Here is a 20182-nt window from a genome sequence, read left to right as displayed (position 1 = left end):
GGATGGGGAGAGGAGGTTCAGCGGGCCCGGCGCTGGGCGCGCATCCCGGGCGGGAGCGCGTACCGGGCGAGCAGGGCGAAGAACAGCTGGGCGCCGACCGCGAGCAGCACCACCAGCAGCGCGCCGCCGACGGTCACCGCGTACTTCCGGGTGGCCAGCCCGTCGATGACGTAGCGGCCGAGGCCGCCCAGTCCGACGTAGGCGGCCACCGTGGCGGTCGCGATCACCTGGACGGTCGCGGTGCGAAAGCCCGCCAGCAGGGTCGGCGCCGCCGATGGCAGGCAGACCTGCCACAACACCTGCGGGTGGGTCAGCCCGATGCCGCGCGCCGCGTCCCGGACGTCCGGGTCGGTGCCGCGCACCCCCTCGACGGTGGCCACCAGCAGCGGCGGCGCCGCGAGCGCGACCAGCGGGACCAGCACGGCCGTGTCGCCGACCCCGGCGAGCAGCACCGCCAGCGTCACCAGCCCGAGCGTCGGCAGGGCGCGGGTGGCGCCGGCGAAGGCGGTGACGACCGTGACACCGCGCCCGGTGTAGCCGATCAGCAGCCCGAGCGGTACGGCGAGCACCGCCGCGTACAGCAGGGCCTCGCCGGAGAGCAGCAGATGCTCGGAGACCCGGTGCACGATCGAGTCCGGACCGCTGCGGTGGTCGGGGGCGGAGAAGAAGTCGCTCAGCCAGCTCAGCCAGTTCACGAGCCCGCTCCCTTCTCCCGGACGGCCCAGGGCGCGAGCAGCCGCCGGGTGCCCACCAGCAGCAGGTCGACGGCCAGCGCGAGGACGGCGATCAGCGCGATGCCCGCCACGATCGGGGTCGGGAAGGTGCGCTGGAAGCCGTCGACGAACAGGTAGCCGAGCCCGCCGCGCCCGACCAGCGCGCCGACGCTGGCCAGCGAGATGCTGGACACCGCCGCGACCCGCAGTCCGGCGATCAGATACGGCACGGCGGCGGGCAGTTCGACGGAGGTCAGCCGGTGCCACGGCCCGTACCCCATCGCGGTGGCGGCCTGCCGGACGGGGTCCGGGACGGCGCGCAGCCCGTCCACGGTGGTCGGCAGCAGCACGGCGAGGGCGTAGAAGGTGAGCGGGATCATCACGGTCGCCTGGGTGGCGAGGCCGGTGTAGGGGATGAGCACCACGAACACGGCCAGCGAGGGCAGCGCGTAGACGATGTTGAAGACGGCGGACAGCGGCTGGTACAGCCGGGGGAAGCGGGCGCAGGTCAGGCCCAGCGGGACGGCCAGCAGCAGGCCGATGAGCACCGGCAGCAGGGCGATCACCGCGTGGTCGGCGAGCAGGTTGCCGAGGTAGCCGAGGTGGTCGCCGATCCAGTACCAGCGGACGAGCGGTTCATCGTCCACCGGTCGCTCCGTCCGTGGGGTCACCGGCCGCCGCCGCGGCGGGGCCGGGCCCGCCGGACCCGCCGGGCACACTCTCGTCCGCAGCGCCGGTGCCCGGCGTGGACAGCGCGGCGAGGACGGCCTCGCGGCTCGCGGTGCCGGTGGCCCGGCCGGCGGCGTCCAGGGCGACGGCGACCCCGGCAGGGGACAGGACGGCAGAGTCCAGCGCGGTGCGCAGGGTGTCGGTGTCCGGCCGGTAGCCGGCGGCCGGGTGCAGCTCGGCGGTGACGGCGTCGCGGTCGATCCAGCCGATCGGGCGGCGTTCGTCGTCCAGTGCGAGCTCCCAGCCGCCGTAGCGCAGCCCGTCGCCCACCGGGCGGACGGCGACGGTGCTCGCGGGGCGCAGGCCGAGGCCGCGCAGGCCCCGGTCGCGGCCGAGGAAGGCGGCCACGCCGTCGTCGGCGGGGGTGGTGAGCAGGGTGTGCGGGTCGGCGAGCTGGGCGATCCGACCCTGTTCGCGCAGGACCACCACCTGGTCGCCGAGCCGGACCGCCTCCTCGATGTCGTGGGTGACGAACAGCACCGTCTTGTGCAGCTCGGACTGGAGCCGCAGCAGCTCGTCCTGGAGCCCGGCGCGCACCACCGGGTCGACGGCGCTGAACGGCTCGTCCATCAGCAGCACCGGTGGGTCGGCCGCCAGGGCGCGGGCCACGCCCACCCGCTGTTGCTGGCCGCCGGACAGCTGGAACGGGTACCGCTTGCCGGTCTCGGGCGCGAGTCCGACCAGTTCGAGCAGTTCGGCGGCCCGGGCGCGGGCCTTCTTGCGGTCCCAACCGAGTAGGTAGGGGACGGTGGCGATGTTGTCGATCACCTTGCGGTGCGGAAAGAGGCCGGCCTGCTGGATCACGTAGCCGATGCCGCGGCGCAGCTTGGCGGGTTCCAGCTCGGCGACGTCCGTGTCGTCCAGCAGCACCCGGCCCGAGGTCGGCTCGACCATCCGGTTGACCATGCGCAGCAGGGTGGTCTTGCCGCACCCGGACGGTCCGACCAGGACGGTTATCCGACCGGTCGGGACGTCCAGGTCCAGGCCCTCGACGGCGATGGTGCCGTCGGGGTGGCGCTTGCCGGCGCCCTCGAATCTGATCACGGGGAGTTTCCTCGTCAGGGCGCCCCGGGGAGGCGGCGCCTGTTTCGGTCGTTCGGTTGATGGCGGTTTGTCGACAAGCGGCGACGGCGTGGGCCGTGCCCGCCGCTGCCGTGACGGCGTCTGTCGGATCGACCGCCCGGGCGTTCTTCCGCCCGCGTGGCTGCCCAGCTTCGGACCGGCGGAAACTCTGATCAGACTATGACCTGCATCATCTCCTGTCTCTCATTTACCACCCGGCAGGCGGTTCGGACCCCGTTGCCGGACGGCCCGAGCCGCCCGACCGTCCAGTGTTTCGGCAGGTCAGAGGGGCTGGGTGCGGCCGCTTTGACGGTGGGTCGGGGGCTCGCCCCCGCAGCCGCTCAGCCTGCCGGCCCTTCAGGCCCGAAGCCCCTCAGCCTCTCATCGGCTGCGCCGCAGCGTTGCCATGCCGCTGCGACACCATGCCGCCGCGGGTCTTGGCCCTCAGCCGCCCTGTCGCGTCGGCAGCCCGGCGGCCGCCCAGCCGACGAAGCCGCCGTCCAGGTCGGTCGCCCGGTGCAGCCCCAGGTCGCGCAGTGAGGCCGCCGCCAGGCTGGAGGCGTACCCCTCCGAGCAGACCACGATCACCTCGACGTCGTAACCCGACGCCTCGGGGATCCGGTGACTGCCCGTCGGGTCCAGCCGCCATTCCAGCACGTTGCGCTCGATGATCAGCGAGCCGGGGATCTCCCCCTCCGCCGCCCGCTGCGCCGCCGGGCGGATGTCCACCAGCAGCGCGCCGTCCAGCTGGGACTGGTACGCCTCCCGGGCGCGCGGGCGGTGCACGCCTTCGCGGGCCCGTTCCACCAGGTCGTCGATCGTGGTCACCATTGCTCCGGTCCTTCCTCCGAGGTGCGGACGAGCCCGCCGGCCCGCAGGTCGTAGTGCGCCATCGAACCCAGCGGGGGCGAGTAGGCGTGCAGGGTCACGGCCGGGCCGGACGCGGTGTTGCGCACGTCGTGCACGTACTCGGGGCCGAAGGCGCGGGCGGTGCCGGCCGGGACCCGGCGGATCAGCAGACCCTGGTCCGGCCCGCCGAGGGACAGCTCCTCCAACTCGCCGAGGGCGACGGTGAACGCGCCGCGCGAACCACCGTGGTCGTGGAAGCCGGTGGACTGGCCGGGCAGCCAGCTGATCAGCCACACCTCGTGGTCGTCGTCGGCCACCAGGCGCTGGTACCAGCGCTCCTCGGTGGAGAGGCGGACGAGGTGGATCCACTGGTCGGGCCGTTCGGCCAGGTCGCGGACGACGGCGCGCAGGGTGCTCGGGGTGAGCGGCGCGCGGGCCTCCTCGGTGGCAGTGGCCGCGGCCGCGGCTGTTGTGGTCGGGGCGGCTGCGGCGACGGCTGGGTCGTCGGGGGCGAGGTTCAGGCTCATGGGGGGCGTCCTCGGGTGCGGCGGGAACGTCGGCGGGGGGTGCCCTGGTCCGGCGGCGGGCGCGGGCCCGGGCCGAGGGAGCGGCACGGCCACGCACGGGTGCGTCGGGCGGAGCGGGAATCAGAACTGCGGGTGCGCGGCGCGGGCCCTGGCAGACGTCACAGGGCGGGACCAGCGGGGAAAGGCAGGGTCAACAGGCACAGATGGAACTCGCCTGGCGTCGCAGATCGACGTGCAGGCGGCAGACCAGAGTGGCGCCGGTGTCCATGCGCCGGATCCTCCCCGAGCGAACCGGACGAAGTCAAGCCGGGGCCGGGCCGGGAACGCCCCGCCCCACCGCCGTTCGACCCCTCGTTCGCGCTGTCGCCGACCGTCGCCGACTACCCCTCGGCCGGGCGGCGCGGTGCCGGGGGAGTCGCGGCCGATGGCGTTGTCGGCGCGGTTCCCGGAGGCCGCGCGGACGCCGGCCCGATGTCGCCGCCGGGCCGGTACCCCGGTGCGCTCCTGGCAGAGTCCTCGCCGGAGGCCGCCAGCGCCGCCTCGATCACCGGCGCCGCCTGGTCGCCCAGGTAGCGGCCCAGCGTCTGGTACGCGTCGAACTGCTGGTGGTCGAACCACTGGTCGCTGGTGCCGTCGTTCGGGAAGGCCGGATTGGCCACCGCGTAGGAGTGCAGCTCGTACGGCATGCCGGTGGTGAGGACCGCCTGGAGGACGATCAGCGTGCCGCGCCGGCCGTCCGCGGCTCGCTCGCCGGGCTTGGCCGGCGCTCCACCCGCGGGTGACCGGGCGTCGAGCGGCTCGGGGCAGTCGAACGGTTCCGGATAGTGGATGTCCCCGGTGATCACGGCCCGGGCCGACAGCCGCGCGGACAGCTGCGCCGCCAGCCCGCGCAACTGCGGCCGGCGGCCGCCGTCGCCGGTGGGCGGCCGGTCGGTGGACCGCTCGCCGGTGGACGGCCGGCTGGTGGACGGCTCGCTGGTGCACGGCCCGTCGGCGGCGCTGCCGGGGATCAGCGATTCCGGCTCGTGCAGGGTGATGACGATGCCGAGTTCCTCGCGGGCCAGGGTGATCGCGGCGGCGAGGTTGGCGGCGTGGCCGGAGTCGCCGCTGGCGTCGATGCAGACCGCCGTCCGCACCCGGTGCCGCAGCAGCTCGACCAGCCCGAGGTTCTCGTAGTGGCCGCCGTCGGTGGTGAACAGGAAGCGATCGTCGGCCGGGAACCGCCCGGTCAGCTCACGCAGTTGGTAGGGCAGGCGGCGGACGGCGGGCTGCGCCGGGCGGCGCCAGTCCGGGATGCCGGACCACTCCGGGCCGAGCACCGCCGGGTTCGGCAGCCAGGTGCCGAGCCGCGCGTTGGTGGCCGCGAACAGCCCCTGGTAGACACGCGACTGACGGCCCATCGCGGAGGAGAAGGCCGCGCCGGAGACCGCCATCGCCGACTGCACGGTGAGATCCCGGGCGATGTGCCGCCGGGTGCGCCGTTCCAGCAGGCCGGTCCGCGCGTACCCGACGTCCGGACCGCCCACGTAGTCGTACGAGAGCGAGAAGGAGACCGCCCGACGGCCCGGCGGAGTACGGGAGTTGCCGGACAGGTTGGCCGCCGCGGAGAAGATCACCTGGGGGAATCCGGGGTGCCGGGCGGCGTAGTGGCTGAGCCAGGTCTGCTCCCGGAAGAAGTCGTACGGGCGGGTCAGCGCCCGGCCGCCCTCGCTCACCCGACGAACCGCGAACGCCGAGGCCAACCGGAGCCGGTAGAACGGGTGCAGGCTCATCCAGGTCTGGTCGAGGTTGAGCCCGACCGCGCCCAGGACCAGCGGCAGCAGCACCTGGACGGCCGCCGGCCAGGCGTACCCGGTGGCGACCGCCCAGCCCAGGGCCAGCAGCGCCCCCGTCGACAGCGCGGCCAGGGCCGCCCACACCACGATGTACTGGGGGAGGTTGGCGGTGAGGCCGCCGCCGAGCCGCCCGGCGCCGCGCAGCGCCCCGCCGAGCGCGGCCGCGCCCCGGCGGATCGTCCTGCGGTCGCGCCAGAGTATGCCGAGCAGCAGCGCCAGGTAGCTGAGCACCACCGTCAGGCTGAGCCCGGCGCCGGTCAGTTGCGGGCCGGCGGCCAGCGCCTGCTGGAGCCGTACCGCCCCCCAGGCCAGCCCCGGCAGCGCCAGCACCCCGACGGCCAGCAGGCCGGCCAGCGCCAGCGCGCTGAGGAAGAGCCGGCGCAGTGCGCGCGGCAGCAGCGCGTGCCAGCCGAGCGGTGGGAAGGCCAGCAGCCAGAGCAGCCAGCACCCGGCCGCCGTGGCCAGCAGCCCGGCCAGTGCGGCGAGCGCCGGCGCCCGGAACGCCAGCGGGCCCGGAACGGCGCCCGCGGTGCGCAGGCCGGCCGCCGCCAGGTTGTCCAGGTCGGTGATCGGGACGAGGTGGTAGAACCGGCTGAGTCCGAGGCCTAGCACCAGGACGGCGGCGAGCAGCAGGGAGAAGGCCGAGAGCACCCCGCGCAGCAGCGTCCCGAGCGCGACCAGCCACTCGCCGGCGCCGTCGGCGATGAACCTGCCGTGGCGGCGCAGGTGATCCTCCTCCGGGGAGCCGGGCTCGAACACGGTGTCGGCCGTGAGACCCGAGACGGCGCGCACCGGGCCGCCGGGCGCGGAGTCGCTGAGCGCGAGTTGCAGCGCGCCGACGGTGTAGCCGCCGCCGGAGACCGAGACCAGATAGCGGGCCCGTTTCAGCCACGGCCGCAGCGACTGGAGGGCGCCGAGCGTGACGCAGGCCGAGCGGATACCGCCGCCCGAGGCGCAGAAGCCGAGTTCGGCGGGCTCGCGGCCGGGCGGCACCCGGGCGCCGTCGCGCCAGTGGGCGTGCCGGATCGGTGCAGCGAGAGCGTCGGGTGCGTTGAGTGTGGCGGGAGCGTCGGTGGCGGCGGGCGAGACAGGCTTCGACGGCCGTGGGACACCGTGCAGGCCGGCGGCCCTGCCCGCCACCGGCCAGGGCGGGATCAGCGCGGGTCGGTCGGCGGTGCCGTCGCCCGCGTCGTCGTCCGTATCCGTACCCGTGCCCGCGTCGGTGGCGGTGCCGGCGCCGGTGGCAGTACGAGGCCCGGCGACCGCGTCGTCGCCCGCACCCGTGGACATCCAGGTGGCCGTCGCCCGCCGCGGCCGGAGCCCGCGCGCCGCCCGGGTGGCGATCACCGCGAGGACGGTTGCCGCGATCACGCCGGCCGGCAGGAGCAGCAGCCACTTGACGGTGGCGAGCGCGGTAGCGGCGGCGAAGGGGGTGTCGGAGCCCGCCCCGCCGCTGACCAGACCGATGGAGAGCAGCACGTCCGCGCCGACGTCGCAGCAGGCCGCGAGCAGCCCGGCGGCGCCGGCCGCGAGCGCGGTGAGCCGCCAGCGCCGCCGCCCGAACACGTACCCGCCGAGCAGGGCGGCGGCCGCCAGCGTCAGGCCGTAGCCGCCGATCAGCCAGGCGGCGGCGCGCAGTGCGGCCAGATGGTCCCCGGCCCGGCCACCGACCACGACCTCGGCAGCCGTACGGGAGCCGGCCAGCTGGAGCGCGACCTCCCCTACGGGGGGCGCCCAATGGCGGCACAGCAACCCGCCCACGGCGAGCGGCAGCAGTGCCCCGAGCGCGAGCAGCAGCCCTGCCCAGGCGGGCAGCGTGGGCGCCCGCCCCGCTCGACCCTCGCGCCGGGCCCACCCGAGCAGCCGGCCGAGGGCGTGCTCGGGCGCCGCCTCTGCCGCCGCCGTGCGGTCCGTCACCGCCGTCATCTCCACCTCCCCGTGTGCGATCCCCGTCCGCTCTTCGTTCTTCGCTCGCCGCTCGCCGTTCCTGTCCCCGACTCCTGCGCTCAGCCCATGTCCGATCCCCCGAAGTCGCGTTGCGCCGCCGCCGGGTGACGGTCCACAGCGACGTCCAGGCGCGTTTTACCCTGCTGTTGCCGATTCCGCACCCAGGGCGCCCGCTTTCACCCGAATGAGTAAGGGGCCCGATCTCGGGGTAAATGATCGTTTCATCCTGCCCAGGGCCATCCGCGTGTCCGCGTAACAAGATCGCCCCAGACGCGTTACCGCCAACGTATTGTCAGGCCACCGAGGCCCGGCCTACGGTCTACAGATCGCTTTCTACGCACGTAGACCCCTGCGGATCCCCCGGAGACCCGCAGACGAGACCCGCCCCGTCAACCCTCAGACCGCAGGCCCGACCCCCCGGCCGGGCAGCGGAGTTGCGGAGGTATCCATGTCGCAGATCGTCCGTGCCGCACTCGTCCAGACCCGCTGGACCGGCGACCAGGAGAGCATGATCGCCCTGCATGAGCGGTACGCCCGCGAGGCCGCCGCCCAGGGCGCGAAGATCATCGGTTTCCAGGAGGTCTTCAACGCCCCGTACTTCTGTCAGGTCCAGGAACCCGAGCACTACCGCTGGGCCGAAGCCGTCCCCGACGGCCCCACCGTCCGCCGAATGCAGGACCTCGCACGCGAACTCGGCCTGGTCGTCGTCGTCCCGGTCTACGAGGAGGAGCAGACCGGCGTCTACTACAACACCGCCGCCGTCATCGACGCCGACGGCCGCTACCTCGGCAAGTACCGCAAGCACCACATCCCCCAGGTCAAGGGCTTCTGGGAGAAGTACTACTTCAAGCCCGGCAACCTCGGCTGGCCCGTCTTCGACACCGCCGTCGGCAAGGTCGGCGTCTACATCTGCTACGACCGCCACTTCCCCGAGGGCTGGCGCGCCCTGGGCCTGGCCGGCGCGCAGATCGTCTACAACCCCTCCGCCACCAGCCGCGGCCTCTCCGCCTACCTCTGGCAGTTGGAACAGCCCGCCGCCGCCGTCGCCAACGAGTACTTCGTCGCCGCCATCAACCGCGTCGGCACCGAGGAGTACGGCGACAACGACTTCTACGGCACCTCCTACTTCGTCGACCCGCGCGGCCAGTTCGTCGGCGACGTCGCCTCCGACAAGGAGGAGGAGCTCGTCGTCCGCGACCTCGACCTCGACCTGATCGAACAGGTCCGCCAGCAGTGGGCGTTCTACCGCGACCGCCGGCCCGACGCCTACGGACCGCTCTCCGAGGCCTGAGGAGCACCGCGATGACCACCCGCGACCCGCACGAGCGCACCATCGTCCGCGGCGGCCTCGTCATCACCGCCGCCGACGAACTCCACGCCGACGTCCTGATCGAGGGCGAACGCGTCGCCGCGCTCGCCACCACCGGCAGTTCCGCCGCCGAGGCCTGGAGCGCCGACACCGTCATCGACGCGACCGGCCACTACGTCATCCCGGGCGGCGTCGACGCCCACACCCACATGGAACTGCCCTTCGGCGGCACCGCGGCCTCCGACACCTTCGAGACCGGCACCCGCGCCGCCGCCTGGGGCGGGACCACCACCATCGTCGACTTCGCCGTGCAGCCCGTCGGCGGCTCGCTGCGCGAGGGCCTCGACACCTGGCACGCCAAGGCCGACGGCAACTGCGCCATCGACTACGCCTTCCACACCATCGTCTCCGACGTCAACGAGGGCGTCCTCAAGGAGATGGACACCCTCGTCGACTCCGGCGAGTCCACCTCCTTCAAGCTCTTCATGGCCTACCCGGGCGTCTTCTACAGTGACGACGGCCGCATCCTGCGCGCCATGCAGCGCGGCGCCGTCAACGGCGGGCTGATCATGATGCACGCCGAGAACGGCATCGCCATCGACGTGCTGGTCGAACAGGCCCTCGCCGCCGGGCACACGGCCCCGCGCTACCACGGCGAGGTCCGCCGCGAACTCCTGGAGGCCGAGGCCACCCACCGGGCCATCAAGCTCGCCCAGGTCGCCGGCAGCCCGCTCTACGTCGTGCACGTCTCCGCGGCCGCCGCCCTCGCCGAACTCGTCCAGGCCCGTGACGCCGGGCTCAACGTCTTCGGCGAGACCTGCCCGCAGTACCTGTTCCTCTCCACCGACAACCTCGCCGAGACCGGCGCCGACGGCTTCGAGGGCGCCAAGTACGTGTGCAGCACGCCGCTTCGGCCGCGCGAGCACCAGGAGGCGCTCTGGCGCGGACTGCGTGCCGACGACCTCCAGGTGGTCTCCACCGACCACTGCCCGTTCTGCTTCGCCGGCCAGAAGGAACTCGGCCGCGGCGACTTCTCGAAGATCCCCAACGGTCTGCCCGGCGTGGAGAACCGGATGGACCTGCTCCACCAGGCCGTCGTCGACGGGCACATCACCCGCCGGCGCTGGATCGAGATCTCCTGCACCACGCCCGCCCGGATGTTCGGGCTGCACCCGCGCAAGGGCACCATCGCGCCGGGGGCCGACGCCGACCTCGTCGTCTACGACCCCACCGCGGTGCAGACCGTCTCCGCCGCCACCCACCACATGAACGTGGACTACTCGGCGTACGAGGGCCGCCAACTCACCGGCCGTGCGCGCACGGTGCTCTCGCGCGGCACCGTCGTACTGGACAACGGCGCCTGGCTCGGCCGGGCCGGCCACGGTGCCTTCCTGCGCCGCGACACCTGCCAGTACCTGACCTGACCCACCCTCCCGCGCCGCCGCCCGGGCCCGTGCTCGTGATTCCCCGGGCGGCGGAACTACCCTCCCCGGAGCCACCCATGGACATCGGCCTCGTCCTGCAGACCGACCCGCCCGCCCGCCTGCTCATCGACCGGATGATCCGCGCCGAACAGGCGGGCTTCAGCCACGGCTGGACCTTCGACTCCTGCGTCCTGTGGCAGGAGCCCTTCGTCATCTACAGCCGGATCCTCGCCGAGACAAGGGGGTTGACCGTCGGCCCGATGGTCACCAACCCCTCCACCCGCACCTGGGAGGTCACCGCCTCCCTGTTCGCCACGCTCAACGACATGTACGGCAACCGCACCGTCTGCGGCATCGGCCGCGGCGACTCCGCGATGCGGGTCGCCGGACGCCACCCCGCCACCCTCGCCCGCCTCTCCGAAGCCATGCACGCCATCAAGGAGTTGGCCGAGGGGCGGACCGTCGAGGTGGACGGCACCGAGATGCACCTGCCGTGGGTCGGCCCCGGTGCCGCACTCCCGATCTGGATGGGCGCGTACGGGCCGAAGGCGCTCGCTCTGACCGGACGTCAGGCTGACGGTTTTATCTTGCAGTTGGCCGACCCTTACCTCACCGAGTACATGGTCAAGGCGGTCCGGTCCGCCGCGGCCGAGGCCGGCCGGGACCCGGACGCCGTCACCATCTGCGTCGCCGCCCCCGCCTACGTCACCGACGGCGACTCGCCCGCCGCGCTCGCCCACGCCCGCGAACAGTGCCGCTGGTTCGGCGGGATGGTCGGCAACCACGTGGCCGACCTGGTGAGCCACTACGGCGCGCACTCCGACCTCGTCCCGGAGGCCCTCACCGACTACATCAAGGGCCGTCAGGGTTACGACTACAGCCATCACGGCCGGGCCGGGAACCCCGACACCGCCTTCGTCCCGGACGAGATCGTCGACCGCTTCTGCCTCATCGGGCCGCCGCGGGCCCAGCTCGACCGGCTGGAACACCTCCGCTCCCTCGGCGTCGACCAGTTCGCCGTCTACGCCATGCACGACGCCGTCGAGGCCACCATCGACGCCTACGGAACCGACGTCATCCCCCACCTGTAACGCACGTGCAGCAGACGGGAGTTGCCCATGGCCGACACGGCCACCGGCGGCAGACAGTGGCAGCACCCCGACGGCCGGGTCGAACTCGACCCGGCCTCGGGGGAGTTGCCCTCCAACGGCTTCACCAACGACGACCTGCGGCCGGTCCCGGTGGCGCGACGCACCTGGACCACCTACAACTTCCTGGCGCTCTGGGTCGGCATGGCCCACAACATCCCGTCCTGGACGCTCGCCTCGGGGCTGGTCGCGCTCGGCATGGACTGGACGCAGGCCGTCCTGACCATCGCGATCGCCAATCTCGTGGTGCTCGTGCCGATGCTGCTCACCGGACACGCCGGGACGAAGTACGGCATCCCGTTCCCGGTGTTCGCCCGGGCCGCCTTCGGGCTGCGCGGCGCCAACCTGCCCGCGCTCATTCGGGCGGCGGTGGCCTGCGCCTGGTTCGGCATCCAGACGTGGATCGGCGGTGAGGGCATCTTCCTGCTGGCCGGCAAGCTGGTCGGCGAATCCTGGCGCACGGCGGGGGAGTTCGGCGGCTACCCGTGGACGCAGTGGCTGTCGTTCCTGCTGTTCTGGCTGATCGAGATGGCCGTCATCGCGCGCGGAATGGAGACCCTTCGGCGGTTCGAGAACTGGGCCGCGCCGTTCGTGATCGTCGGCGCGCTGGCGCTGCTGGTGTGGATCACCGTCAAGGCGGGCGGGTTCGGGCCGCTGCTCGACCAGCCGTCCGAACTGGGCTGGGGCGGCGGGTTCTGGAAGATCTTCTTCCCGGCGCTGATGGGCATGATCGGGTTCTGGTCGACCCTCTCGCTCAACATCCCCGACTTCACCCGTTTCGGGGGCAGCCAGCGGGCCCAGATCCGCGGCCAGGCGCTCGGCCTGCCGACCACGATGACGCTGTTCGCGCTGCTGTCCGTCCTCGTCACCTCCGGCTCGCAGGCCGTCTACGGCGCACCGGTGTGGGATCCGATCCAACTCGCCGCGAAGATGGAGAGCCCGGTCGCCATCCTGTTCGCGCTGCTGACCGTCCTGGTCGCGACGCTGTCGGTGAACATCGCCGCCAACGTCGTCTCGCCGGCCTACGACCTGGCCAACCTGCTGCCCCGGTTCGTCAACTTCCGTACCGGGGCGCTGATCACGGGCGTGGTCGGGATCGCGATCTTCCCGTGGAAGCTGATCTCCGACCCACACGTCTACATCTTCACCTGGCTGGGCGTGGTCGGAGGGTTGCTCGGTACGGTGGCCGGGGTCCTGATCGCCGACTACTGGGTGCTGCGCGGTACCCGGCTGCAACTCGCCGAGCTGTACCGGCCGGGCGGGGCGTACTGGTACGCGGGCGGGTGGAACTGGCGTGCGGTGACGGCGCTGCTGGTCGGGGGCGTCCTGGCGGTCGGCGGCTCGTACGGCGGGCCGTTCCCGGCCGACGGGCTGCTGCCCGTGTTCAAGCCGCTGGCCGACTACGGCTGGGCGGTCGGCTTCGGGGCGGCGTCGGTGCTGTACCTGGTCCTGGGCGCGGTGTCGGGTGGCCGCCGGGCGGCGGGTGTGCGGGCCGGCGGGTAGGGGCTGACGGCGGGCAGCGGGCAGCGAACGGCGAACAGATGACAGCGAACAGATGACATATTTCGAAATCTGTTATCTGTTCGCTGTTCGTCGTCATCGCTCACCCGCCCCATGCCGCCCGGTCGACGGCCGCCAGGACCTTCGCCGCACCGTCCTCGGCGGCGAGTGTGGCGGCCACCGTCCGGGCGCGGTCCAGATAGCGGGGGGTTGTCGAGGGTCTGGCGGATGGCGGCGGCGAGGCGTACGGCGGTGAGGGCGCGCAGCGGCACCGGTCCGGGGGAGATGTCGAGGCGGGTGAGCCGGTCGGACCAGAAAGGGGCGTCGAGCTGGGCGGGTACCGGGATGGCGGGCCTCCCGCACCGCAGGGTGGCTGCCGTCGTGCCGGCGCCGGCGTGGTGGATCACGGCGGCCATGCGGGGGAACAGCCAGTCGTGCGGAACGTCACCGATGGTCAGGACGTCCTCCGATTCGCCTGCGGTGAGGTTGCTCCAGCCCGCCTGTAGGACGGCCCGTACCCGGGCGGCACGGACGGCGGCGACCACGGTCGCCGCGAGTCGCTCGGGATCGGGGACGACCAGGCTGCCGAAGCCGACGAAGACCGGTGGCGGCCCGGCGGCGAGGAAGTCGAGCAGTCGGGCCGGGGGCTGCCACTCCGGATCTCGCACCGGCCACCAGTAACCGGCCACGTCCAGTCCCGGGTGCCAGTCGGTGGGTCGCGGCACGACGGTCGGCGAAAACCCGTGCAGGACGGGGTACTTGCGTCGGGCGTGGGCGGCGCGCAGCGGCGGCAGGCCGAGGCGGTGGCGCAGTCCGTGAACGGCGGGGGCGAACAGCCGGTCGGTCGCGGCCTGGACGGAGTGCCCCGCGATCAGGTTGCCGAGGCGGCCGAGTGAGCGGGTGCCGGTGACGGCGGGCGCGAACTCGCGGGTGGGGGATAGGGGTTGGAGATACAGTCCGATGCTGGGGATGCCGGCGGCCTCGGCCGCGACCTGGCCGAGCGCGCCGGTGGTACTGGTGGTGAGCAGCAGGTCGGTGCCGAGTTGCGTGGCGTCGGCGATGCCCTCGCCGAGTGCCGGCATGAACTTCCGCCCCAGGCGGATCAGTTCCAGGACGGCACGCGGCCCGCTGCCGGCCTGGAGGAGGCGTCGCCCCTCGTCGGAGGCGAGTTCGGCGCGCGGGTCGACCGGAAGCGCGCGGAACTCGAGCCCGGCGGCCCGCACCGACGCGGCGAAGGTGGCGTGGGTGGCAACGGCCACCTGATGCCCGGCCGCTTGGAGGCGGACCCCGAGTCCGGTGAACGGGGCCACGTCGCCCCGGGATCCTGCGGTGGCGATCAGGATGCGCATGGCCGCAGTATCCCGGCGCGGGCGCCCCGGCGGGAGGGTGCCACCCCGGAGCGGCCGGGTCCGGGGTGGCCGATTCGGTCCGGTGGTCCCGCGCCGCCGGAACCGGGCGGCGGCGGGCGGCGTCCTTCGAGGCAGAGCGGTGGGACGGGGCCGTCGCACCGCGGACGGGAGGGACAGATGAGCATCGTCGCGTGGATCGTGCTTGGCCTGATCGCGGGGGCCCTGGCCAAGCTGCTGCTGCCGGGGAAGGACCCGGGCGGCCTGATCGTGACAACCCTGATCGGTATCGCCGGATCCTTCGTCGGCGGCTGGATCGCCTCACACTTCCTGCACAGGTCGGTGACGGCGCACTTCTTCGACATGGCGACCTGGGTGTCGGCGATCGGCGGCGCCCTGGTGCTGCTGATCGTCTACCGGCTGCTGTTCGGCAGCTCCCGACGCTAGAACGGGCGCCGGCAGCCGGTCGCGCGCGGTCGAGGCGCCGAGGAGACGCCGACGAGCCGAGCCCGCGAGGCCCCAGCGGGCCGGCGGGCTCGGCTCGACGCACCGTCGCCGACAGCTCCGCGACCCGGTCCGGCACGGCCTCGCGAGCGGCCGGCGAGCGGGTTTTGCTCCGGGCGCCGGCCGGCCCGGGCCGTCAGGGGTGAGTCACCTGGCGAGCAGGCCGCCGAGGATGAGCTTCCACAGGGCCTCGAAGCGGTCGTCCACGGTCGGCTCGGACCACGAGGACGCGTATGCCGGGTCGTGGAAGGGGCTGGTGGCGTCGAACACGGCGCGGGCCGTGGTGAGGATGTGGGCGAGCTTGAACTCCTTGGTCTCCATGCCGTCCTGGACGATCTGGGCGATCTGGCCGACCAGGGTCTCGATGTGCGCGTCGACGGTGCCGCTGTTCTCCTCGACCAGCACCATGTAGGTGGCGAACAGCTCCGGGTCGTCCAGCGCCTTCTTCCGCTTGGCCGCGAACAGCGTCACCAGCCAGTTGTGCAGCCGCTCGACGGCCGGGCCGGCCTCGGTCGAGATGAAGGCGAGCTGGTGGTGCGCCTGGTCGAGCCAGCGCTGGGTGACCGCCTCGCGCAGCGCGGCCTTGCTCGGGAAGTGGCGGTAGACGCTGCTGTGGCTGACGCCGAGGATGCGGGCGACGTCCACGACGGTGGCCTTGGCCGGGCCGAACCGCCGGAGGACGTCCTCCGCCGCGATCAGGATCTGCTCGGCGGTGAGTGTGGTGTCCGTGGTCACGGGGAGGTCCGTCCTTAGGGTCGTGCGGTCAAGGGTGGTGCTGCCGGTTGTGGCCGTCGGGCCGGTTCCGGCTGGTCAGTGCTCGCTGTCCAGGTGCGCCATCTGGGCGGCAGCGTAGCGGTCGCCCGCAGCGGCGCCGACGGGGACGGCCGCCTCGATGGAGGCGAGGTCGGCGTCGGTGAGCGTGACGTCCAGCGCGCCCAGGGCTTCGGTGAGGCGGTCGCGACGGCGGGCGCCGACCAGCGGGACGACGTCGTCACCGCGCGAGGCGACCCAGGCGATGGCGACCTGGGCGACGCTCGCCCCCTTCGCGGCGGCCACTTCGCGCAGCGCCTCGACGAGGGCGAGGTTGTGGGTCAGGTTGTCGCCCTGGAAGCGCGGGCTGTGGCCGCGGAAGTCGGTGCCGGCCAGGGGGCGGTCGGGGCTCCAGTGGCCGCTGAGCAGGCCGCGCGAGAGCACGCCGTAGGCGGTGATGCCGATGCCGAGCTCGCGGGCGGTGGGGAGGATGGCGTCCTCGATCGAGCGGGAGATCAGCGAGTACTCGATCTGCAGGTCGCTGATCGGGTGGACGGCGGCGGCGCGGCGCAGGGTGTCGGCGCCGACCTCGGACAGGCCGATGTGGCGGACGTAGCCGGCCTTGACCAGGTCGGCGATGGCGCCGACGGTCTCCTCGATCGGGACGTTCGGGTCGAGGCGGGCGGGGCGGTAGACGTCGATGTGGTCGGTGCGCAGGCGGCGCAGGGTGTAGGCGAGCGCGGTCTTGGTGGCGGCGGGGCTCGCGTCGTAGCCGAGCCACTGGCCGTCCGGGCCGCGCTGGGCGCCGAACTTCACGCTGATCTGCACGCTCTCGCGGGCGCGGCCGCGCAGGGCCTCGTGGATCAGCAGCTCGTTGTGGCCCATGCCGTAGAAGTCGCCGGTGTCGAGCAGGGTGACCCCGGCGTCGACCGCGGCGTGGATGGTGGCGATGCTCTCGGCCTCGTCGGCCGGGCCGTACAGGTCGGACATGCCCATGCAGCCGAGGCCGAGAGCGGAGGTGACGGGGCCGGAGGCGCCGAGGGTGCGCTGTGTGGGACGGGGCGTCGTGGACACGGGGACTCCAGGGGTGGGTGCGGCGCCGTGGGTGGCGATGGGCGGGGTGACCCGGAGACCACTATGGCACGACAGCTAACAGATTTCAAAATCTGTTCGCTGTCGTCTGTTATCTGTCATCTGAAACCTGTCATCTGTTACCCGCCGGTTTCGCCGCCGGGCAGTCGGAGCCCGGCCTCCAGTCCTCCCGTCCGCCCGGTGCCCGCAGCAGGTAGGCGCGGGCCGGTGGCAGGTTGTGCCACGCCGTACGCTCGCCCAGCCCGTACGTCGCCTCGAACCGCCGCAGCAGCCGCACCACCGCCCGGTGGCGGGCGCCCTGGCGGGGCCCCGAGGTCAGGGTGCGCGCCGTCGTCGTGCCGAGGTAGCCGAAGTACGTGAGCTCGCCGCCGGGCAGCAGCAGCCGCAGGTAGAGGTCGAGGAGGTGGCGTACCTGGGCCGGCTCGAAGTTGGTGAACGGCAGGCCCGACACGATCACGTCGTACCGCTCGTCCGTCGCGTTCGTCGCGTCCGCCCCGCCCCCTGGTCCCGTCCCGGCGGCCCGGCCGATCCCGTCCGGCGCGGTCGGCGTGGCCGGGCGGCACTGCGGCAGCTCCTCCACCCGGCAGGCCGACAGCCGCAGTGCGATGCCCGGGTGGCGCGCGGCCAGCACCGGATCCTCCCGGAGTCGGTCGGCGAAGCGCTGGTTGGCCTCGACGACGTGCAACCGGTCACCCGGGCGCAACACTTGGGTCAGCCGACGGGTCACCACGCCCGTCCCGGCGCCGACCTCCAACACGGAGATCGGCCGGTTCGGCCGGCTGGTGACCGGCACCACCAGGGCGTTCACCAGTTCCGCGCTGCTCGGTGCCAGCGCGCCGGTGTCGTGGAAGGTGCGCAGCGCCTCGGTGAGGAACAGCAGACGGTCCCCGCCGGACGGTGAACTGGGTGGCGGGGAAGAGGAGTCGGAGCGGGGGCGGAGCTGTTCGGTCGTCATGCCGTCGACGCTAGGCAGGCCCGCCGCCCGCCGAATCGGCCGACGAGCGGCGCCGCCCCCCGACGAAAGTCGAGGGTCCGGCTACCCGGGAGAAGGGGGCACCCGCCGGCCGATCGCCCGTAGCATCGAGCCGGACGGACGGAGGGAGCCCGGAGGGAGCCCGATGCGGGAGGACGGGAGCGGTCCGATGCGCGCAGCCCCACTGGGCTGGTACGGCCCGGACCGCCGGCCGTGGACGGACACGCTGCTGCTGCTCGGCATCCTCGCCCTCACCGTCGAGGAAGCCTTCTTCCAGTGGGTCCACGCCGACGAGTCGCTGCGCCTGGTCCGGACGGTCGTGGCCGTCCTCACCTCGCTCTCACTGTTGTTCGCCCGCCGCTACCCGATGGCCTCCGCCGTCCTGCCGGTGCTCACCGGCGGCCTGTTCAACCGCGCCTTTCCCGGACTGTTCAGCGTCTACTACCTCGCCTCCCTCGGCCGGACCGGCCCGGCGGCGGCCGGCGGCGCCGTCATCGCGGTGGTGAGCGCCACTCGGGCCGACTCACTGGTCGGCTGGGCGGGCACCACCGGATCCCAACTCCTCGTCCAGGCCGCAATTCTGTCCGTCGGCCTGTGGCTGCACGGCCGCCGGATGCTGATCCGTACCCTGCACGAGCAGGTGGACGCGCTGCGCCGCGAGCGTGAGCTGCGCGCCGAACAGGCCCGGGCCGCCGAACGCGCCCGGATCGCGCGGGAGATGCACGACGTGCTCGCCCATCGCCTCAGCCTGCTGGTGCTGCACGCCGGGGTGTTGCGCGACCAGGCCCTGGCCGGCACCGTCACCGCGGACCCGGAGCGGCTCACCCACCGCCTCGAACTGCTGCGCACCACCGCGGCACGCTCGCTCGACGACCTGCGCGACGTCCTCGGCGCCCTGCGTGCCGACCCGCCGGCGCGACCGGTCGCCGAGGACGAGTCGACCGCACCGGCCGGGACGGCACGCGTCCCGGCGCCCGCGCTGCGCGACCTCACCGAACTCGTCGGCGAGGCCACCGCGGCCGGCCAGCAGGTCGAACTGGCCCTCTCCGGCGACTCGGAGGCCGTGCCCACCACACACCGGCTGGCCGTGCACCGCCTGGTCCAGGAGGCGCTGACCAACGCTCGCAAGTACGCGCACGCCGCGCCCGTCACCGTCCGGGTCCGCTACGGCGCCCCAGCCACCACCGTCGAGGTCCGCAACGGGCCGGGGGAGGCGTCGCCGAACGGGTCGGCCACCGGTGGCGGGTACGGTCTGGTCGGGCTCACCGAACGGGTTGGCGCGCTCGGCGGCCACCTCGACGCGGGGCCCGACGGCGGTGGCGGCTTCCGGCTCGCGGCCCGCCTGCCCGCGCCGGAGCGCCCACCGCAGGCCGTGCCCGGGGGGCCTGCCCCGGGCCCGCCCCCGCCCCCGGTCTCGCGGGAGGCACCTTCTCCCGGTCCCGCCCCGCCCGCTGTCCTCGGCCCGTCCGCCATCCCGCCCTCCGCTCCCACCCCGATCTCGCAGCCGAAGGACGTCGCATGATCCGCACGATGGTGGTCGACGACGACGCGCTCGTTCGGCTCGGCCTCGTCGACCTCCTCACCCAGGACCCGGCTCTCACCGTCGTCGCCGAGGCCGCCGACGGACTGCAGGCCGTCGAACTCGCCCGCTGCCAGCGGATCGACGTGGCACTCATGGACATCCGGATGCCGCGGCTCGACGGCATCGCCGCCACCAGGCGCCTGCGCGAACTGCCCGACGCCCCGCGGGTGATCGCGCTCACCACCTTCGACCTCGACGAGTACGTCTACCAGGCGCTCGCCGCCGGCGCCGACGGCTTCCTGCTCAAGGACACCCCGCCGGCCGAGATCGCCCGGGCCGTCCACGTCGTCGCCGGGGGCCAGGGGATGCTGCACCCGGCCGCCGCGCGGCGTCTCATCGACCGCTACCACCGCACCGGCGCGCCCCGGTCGGTCGCCGCCCGCAACCGGGTCGCCGGGCTGACCCCGCGCGAGACCGACGTGCTGCGCGAACTCGCCGACGGGCTCTCCAACGCGGAGATCGCGGGCGTCCTCGGGATGCGCGAGAGCACCGTCAAGGCGCACGTCAGCCGGATCCTGACCGCGCTCGGCGTCGGCAACCGGGTCCAGGCCGCGCTGCTCGCGCGCGACGCCGGGCTGGTCGAGGACGGCGCCTGAGGCGGGGTCCGCGCCCGCGCCCGCGCCTGGGGCGGTGCCGGAGACGGTGGCTGGGACGGCGCCCGGGGCGGTGCCGGATCGGGACGGTGGGGCCGGTGGTGGGGCAGCGGCCCGCTGCTCCTGTGGTCGCCCGGTGGTGCGCCGGGTGACGGGTGGGGCGTCAGGTCGGCCGGTGTTCACGTGGGTGTTCCCGGGATGTCAGGCCGGGCTCCCCCTGAGCCGGTCGCGTGCTCCCGGTTCGTACCGCGCGCTGAGCCGATGTCACCCATCCGGCGTGGAAATCCCGCGCCTTGGCG

The 20182-nt window shown here is 73.6% G+C and carries 18 protein-coding genes; 7 read left to right on the top strand and 11 right to left on the bottom strand.

The genetic code is table 11. The features are described 5' to 3' along the window. Positions 1-17 precede the first annotated feature (17 nt). The 7 genes from ACIO5E_RS05520 to ACIO5E_RS05490 form a co-directional block, all read right to left on the bottom strand. Positions 18-695 (bottom strand): ABC transporter permease, encoded by a 678-nt coding sequence (locus ACIO5E_RS05520; protein ID WP_400664076.1) that lies wholly within the window; start codon positions 693-695, stop codon positions 18-20. Then, positions 692-1360 (bottom strand): ABC transporter permease, encoded by a 669-nt coding sequence (locus tag ACIO5E_RS05515; RefSeq protein ID WP_400664074.1) that lies wholly within the window; start codon positions 1358-1360, stop codon positions 692-694. The genes ACIO5E_RS05520 and ACIO5E_RS05515 overlap by 4 nt, the downstream gene beginning before the upstream one ends. Further along, on the bottom strand, positions 1350-2486 hold the full coding sequence (locus tag ACIO5E_RS05510; RefSeq protein ID WP_400664072.1) for an ABC transporter ATP-binding protein: 1137 nt from the start codon (positions 2484-2486) through the stop codon (positions 1350-1352). Before ACIO5E_RS05510 ends, ACIO5E_RS05515 begins: the two co-directional genes overlap by 11 nt. Before the next feature lie 462 nt (positions 2487-2948). Further along, the gene (locus ACIO5E_RS05505; protein WP_400664071.1) at positions 2949-3335 is read right to left on the bottom strand and encodes a rhodanese-like domain-containing protein; all 387 of its coding nucleotides are present in this window, start codon (positions 3333-3335) and stop codon (positions 2949-2951) included. Next, positions 3329-3880 carry a cysteine dioxygenase gene (locus ACIO5E_RS05500; RefSeq protein ID WP_400664069.1) on the bottom strand — a complete coding sequence of 184 codons (552 nt, stop codon included), beginning with the start codon at positions 3878-3880 and terminating at the stop codon, positions 3329-3331. The genes ACIO5E_RS05505 and ACIO5E_RS05500 overlap by 7 nt, the downstream gene beginning before the upstream one ends. Positions 3881-4070: 190 nt before the next feature. After that, on the bottom strand, positions 4071-4148 hold the full coding sequence (locus ACIO5E_RS05495; RefSeq protein ID WP_400664439.1) for a putative leader peptide: 78 nt from the start codon (positions 4146-4148) through the stop codon (positions 4071-4073). 112 nt (positions 4149-4260) lie between these two features. Then, positions 4261-7641, bottom strand: a complete 3381-nt coding sequence (locus tag ACIO5E_RS05490) for a hypothetical protein (protein WP_400664067.1) — start codon at positions 7639-7641, stop codon at positions 4261-4263. A 469-nt stretch (positions 7642-8110) separates the two neighbouring features. Here ACIO5E_RS05490 and ACIO5E_RS05485 point away from each other — a divergent pair, with 469 nt between their 5' ends. The 4 genes from ACIO5E_RS05485 (at position 8111) to ACIO5E_RS05470 (ending at position 13046) form a co-directional block, all read left to right on the top strand. Continuing rightward, complete coding sequence (locus ACIO5E_RS05485) at positions 8111-8953, top strand: nitrilase-related carbon-nitrogen hydrolase (RefSeq protein WP_280681051.1); 843 nt, start codon at positions 8111-8113, stop codon at positions 8951-8953. Between the two features lie 11 nt (positions 8954-8964). Then, complete coding sequence (gene hydA, locus ACIO5E_RS05480) at positions 8965-10395, top strand: dihydropyrimidinase (RefSeq protein WP_400664064.1); 1431 nt, start codon at positions 8965-8967, stop codon at positions 10393-10395. A 77-nt stretch (positions 10396-10472) separates the two neighbouring features. Then, positions 10473-11486: a TIGR03842 family LLM class F420-dependent oxidoreductase gene (locus tag ACIO5E_RS05475; protein WP_280681055.1), complete on the top strand. Its 1014-nt coding sequence runs from the start codon at positions 10473-10475 to the stop codon at positions 11484-11486. 27 nt (positions 11487-11513) lie between these two features. Beyond that, positions 11514-13046 (top strand): NCS1 family nucleobase:cation symporter-1, encoded by a 1533-nt coding sequence (locus tag ACIO5E_RS05470; RefSeq protein WP_400664062.1) that lies wholly within the window; start codon positions 11514-11516, stop codon positions 13044-13046. On the opposite strand, the gene ACIO5E_RS05465 is transcribed toward ACIO5E_RS05470, so the two are convergent. Further along, entirely contained in the window at positions 12944-14392 is a 1449-nt protein-coding gene (locus ACIO5E_RS05465) for a glycosyltransferase (protein WP_400664061.1), read from the bottom strand. The two genes, ACIO5E_RS05470 and ACIO5E_RS05465, sit on opposite strands and share 103 nt — an antisense overlap. 177 nt (positions 14393-14569) lie before the next feature. Here ACIO5E_RS05465 and ACIO5E_RS05460 point away from each other — a divergent pair, with 177 nt between their 5' ends. Next, a complete protein-coding gene (locus ACIO5E_RS05460) occupies positions 14570-14836 on the top strand; it encodes a GlsB/YeaQ/YmgE family stress response membrane protein (protein ID WP_280681060.1) in 267 nt (88 codons plus the stop codon). 204 nt (positions 14837-15040) lie between these two features. Here the strand turns inward: ACIO5E_RS05460 and ACIO5E_RS05455 are convergent, their stop codons facing one another. From ACIO5E_RS05455 to ACIO5E_RS05445, 3 genes are all read right to left on the bottom strand, one after another. Next, on the bottom strand, positions 15041-15628 hold the full coding sequence (locus ACIO5E_RS05455; protein WP_400664058.1) for a TetR family transcriptional regulator: 588 nt from the start codon (positions 15626-15628) through the stop codon (positions 15041-15043). A gap of 75 nt (positions 15629-15703) precedes the next feature. Then, positions 15704-16717 (bottom strand): aldo/keto reductase, encoded by a 1014-nt coding sequence (locus tag ACIO5E_RS05450; RefSeq protein ID WP_400664056.1) that lies wholly within the window; start codon positions 16715-16717, stop codon positions 15704-15706. Between the two features lie 130 nt (positions 16718-16847). Then, on the bottom strand, positions 16848-17690 hold the full coding sequence (locus ACIO5E_RS05445; RefSeq protein WP_400664054.1) for a hypothetical protein: 843 nt from the start codon (positions 17688-17690) through the stop codon (positions 16848-16850). A 187-nt stretch (positions 17691-17877) separates the two neighbouring features. Here ACIO5E_RS05445 and ACIO5E_RS05440 point away from each other — a divergent pair, with 187 nt between their 5' ends. Together ACIO5E_RS05440 and ACIO5E_RS05435 are read left to right on the top strand one after the other, a co-directional pair. Beyond that, entirely contained in the window at positions 17878-19230 is a 1353-nt protein-coding gene (locus tag ACIO5E_RS05440; RefSeq protein ID WP_400664052.1) for a sensor histidine kinase, read from the top strand. Further along, the gene (locus tag ACIO5E_RS05435) at positions 19227-19886 is read left to right on the top strand and encodes a response regulator (RefSeq protein WP_400664050.1); all 660 of its coding nucleotides are present in this window, start codon (positions 19227-19229) and stop codon (positions 19884-19886) included. The genes ACIO5E_RS05440 and ACIO5E_RS05435 overlap by 4 nt, the downstream gene beginning before the upstream one ends. The last annotated feature ends 296 nt before the right edge of the window (positions 19887-20182 follow it).

The sequence above is a fragment of the Kitasatospora sp. NPDC087314 genome, from assembly GCF_044744365.1.
Lineage (GTDB): Bacteria > Actinomycetota > Actinomycetes > Streptomycetales > Streptomycetaceae > Kitasatospora.
This window is presented reverse-complemented; position numbering and strand designations above follow the sequence as displayed.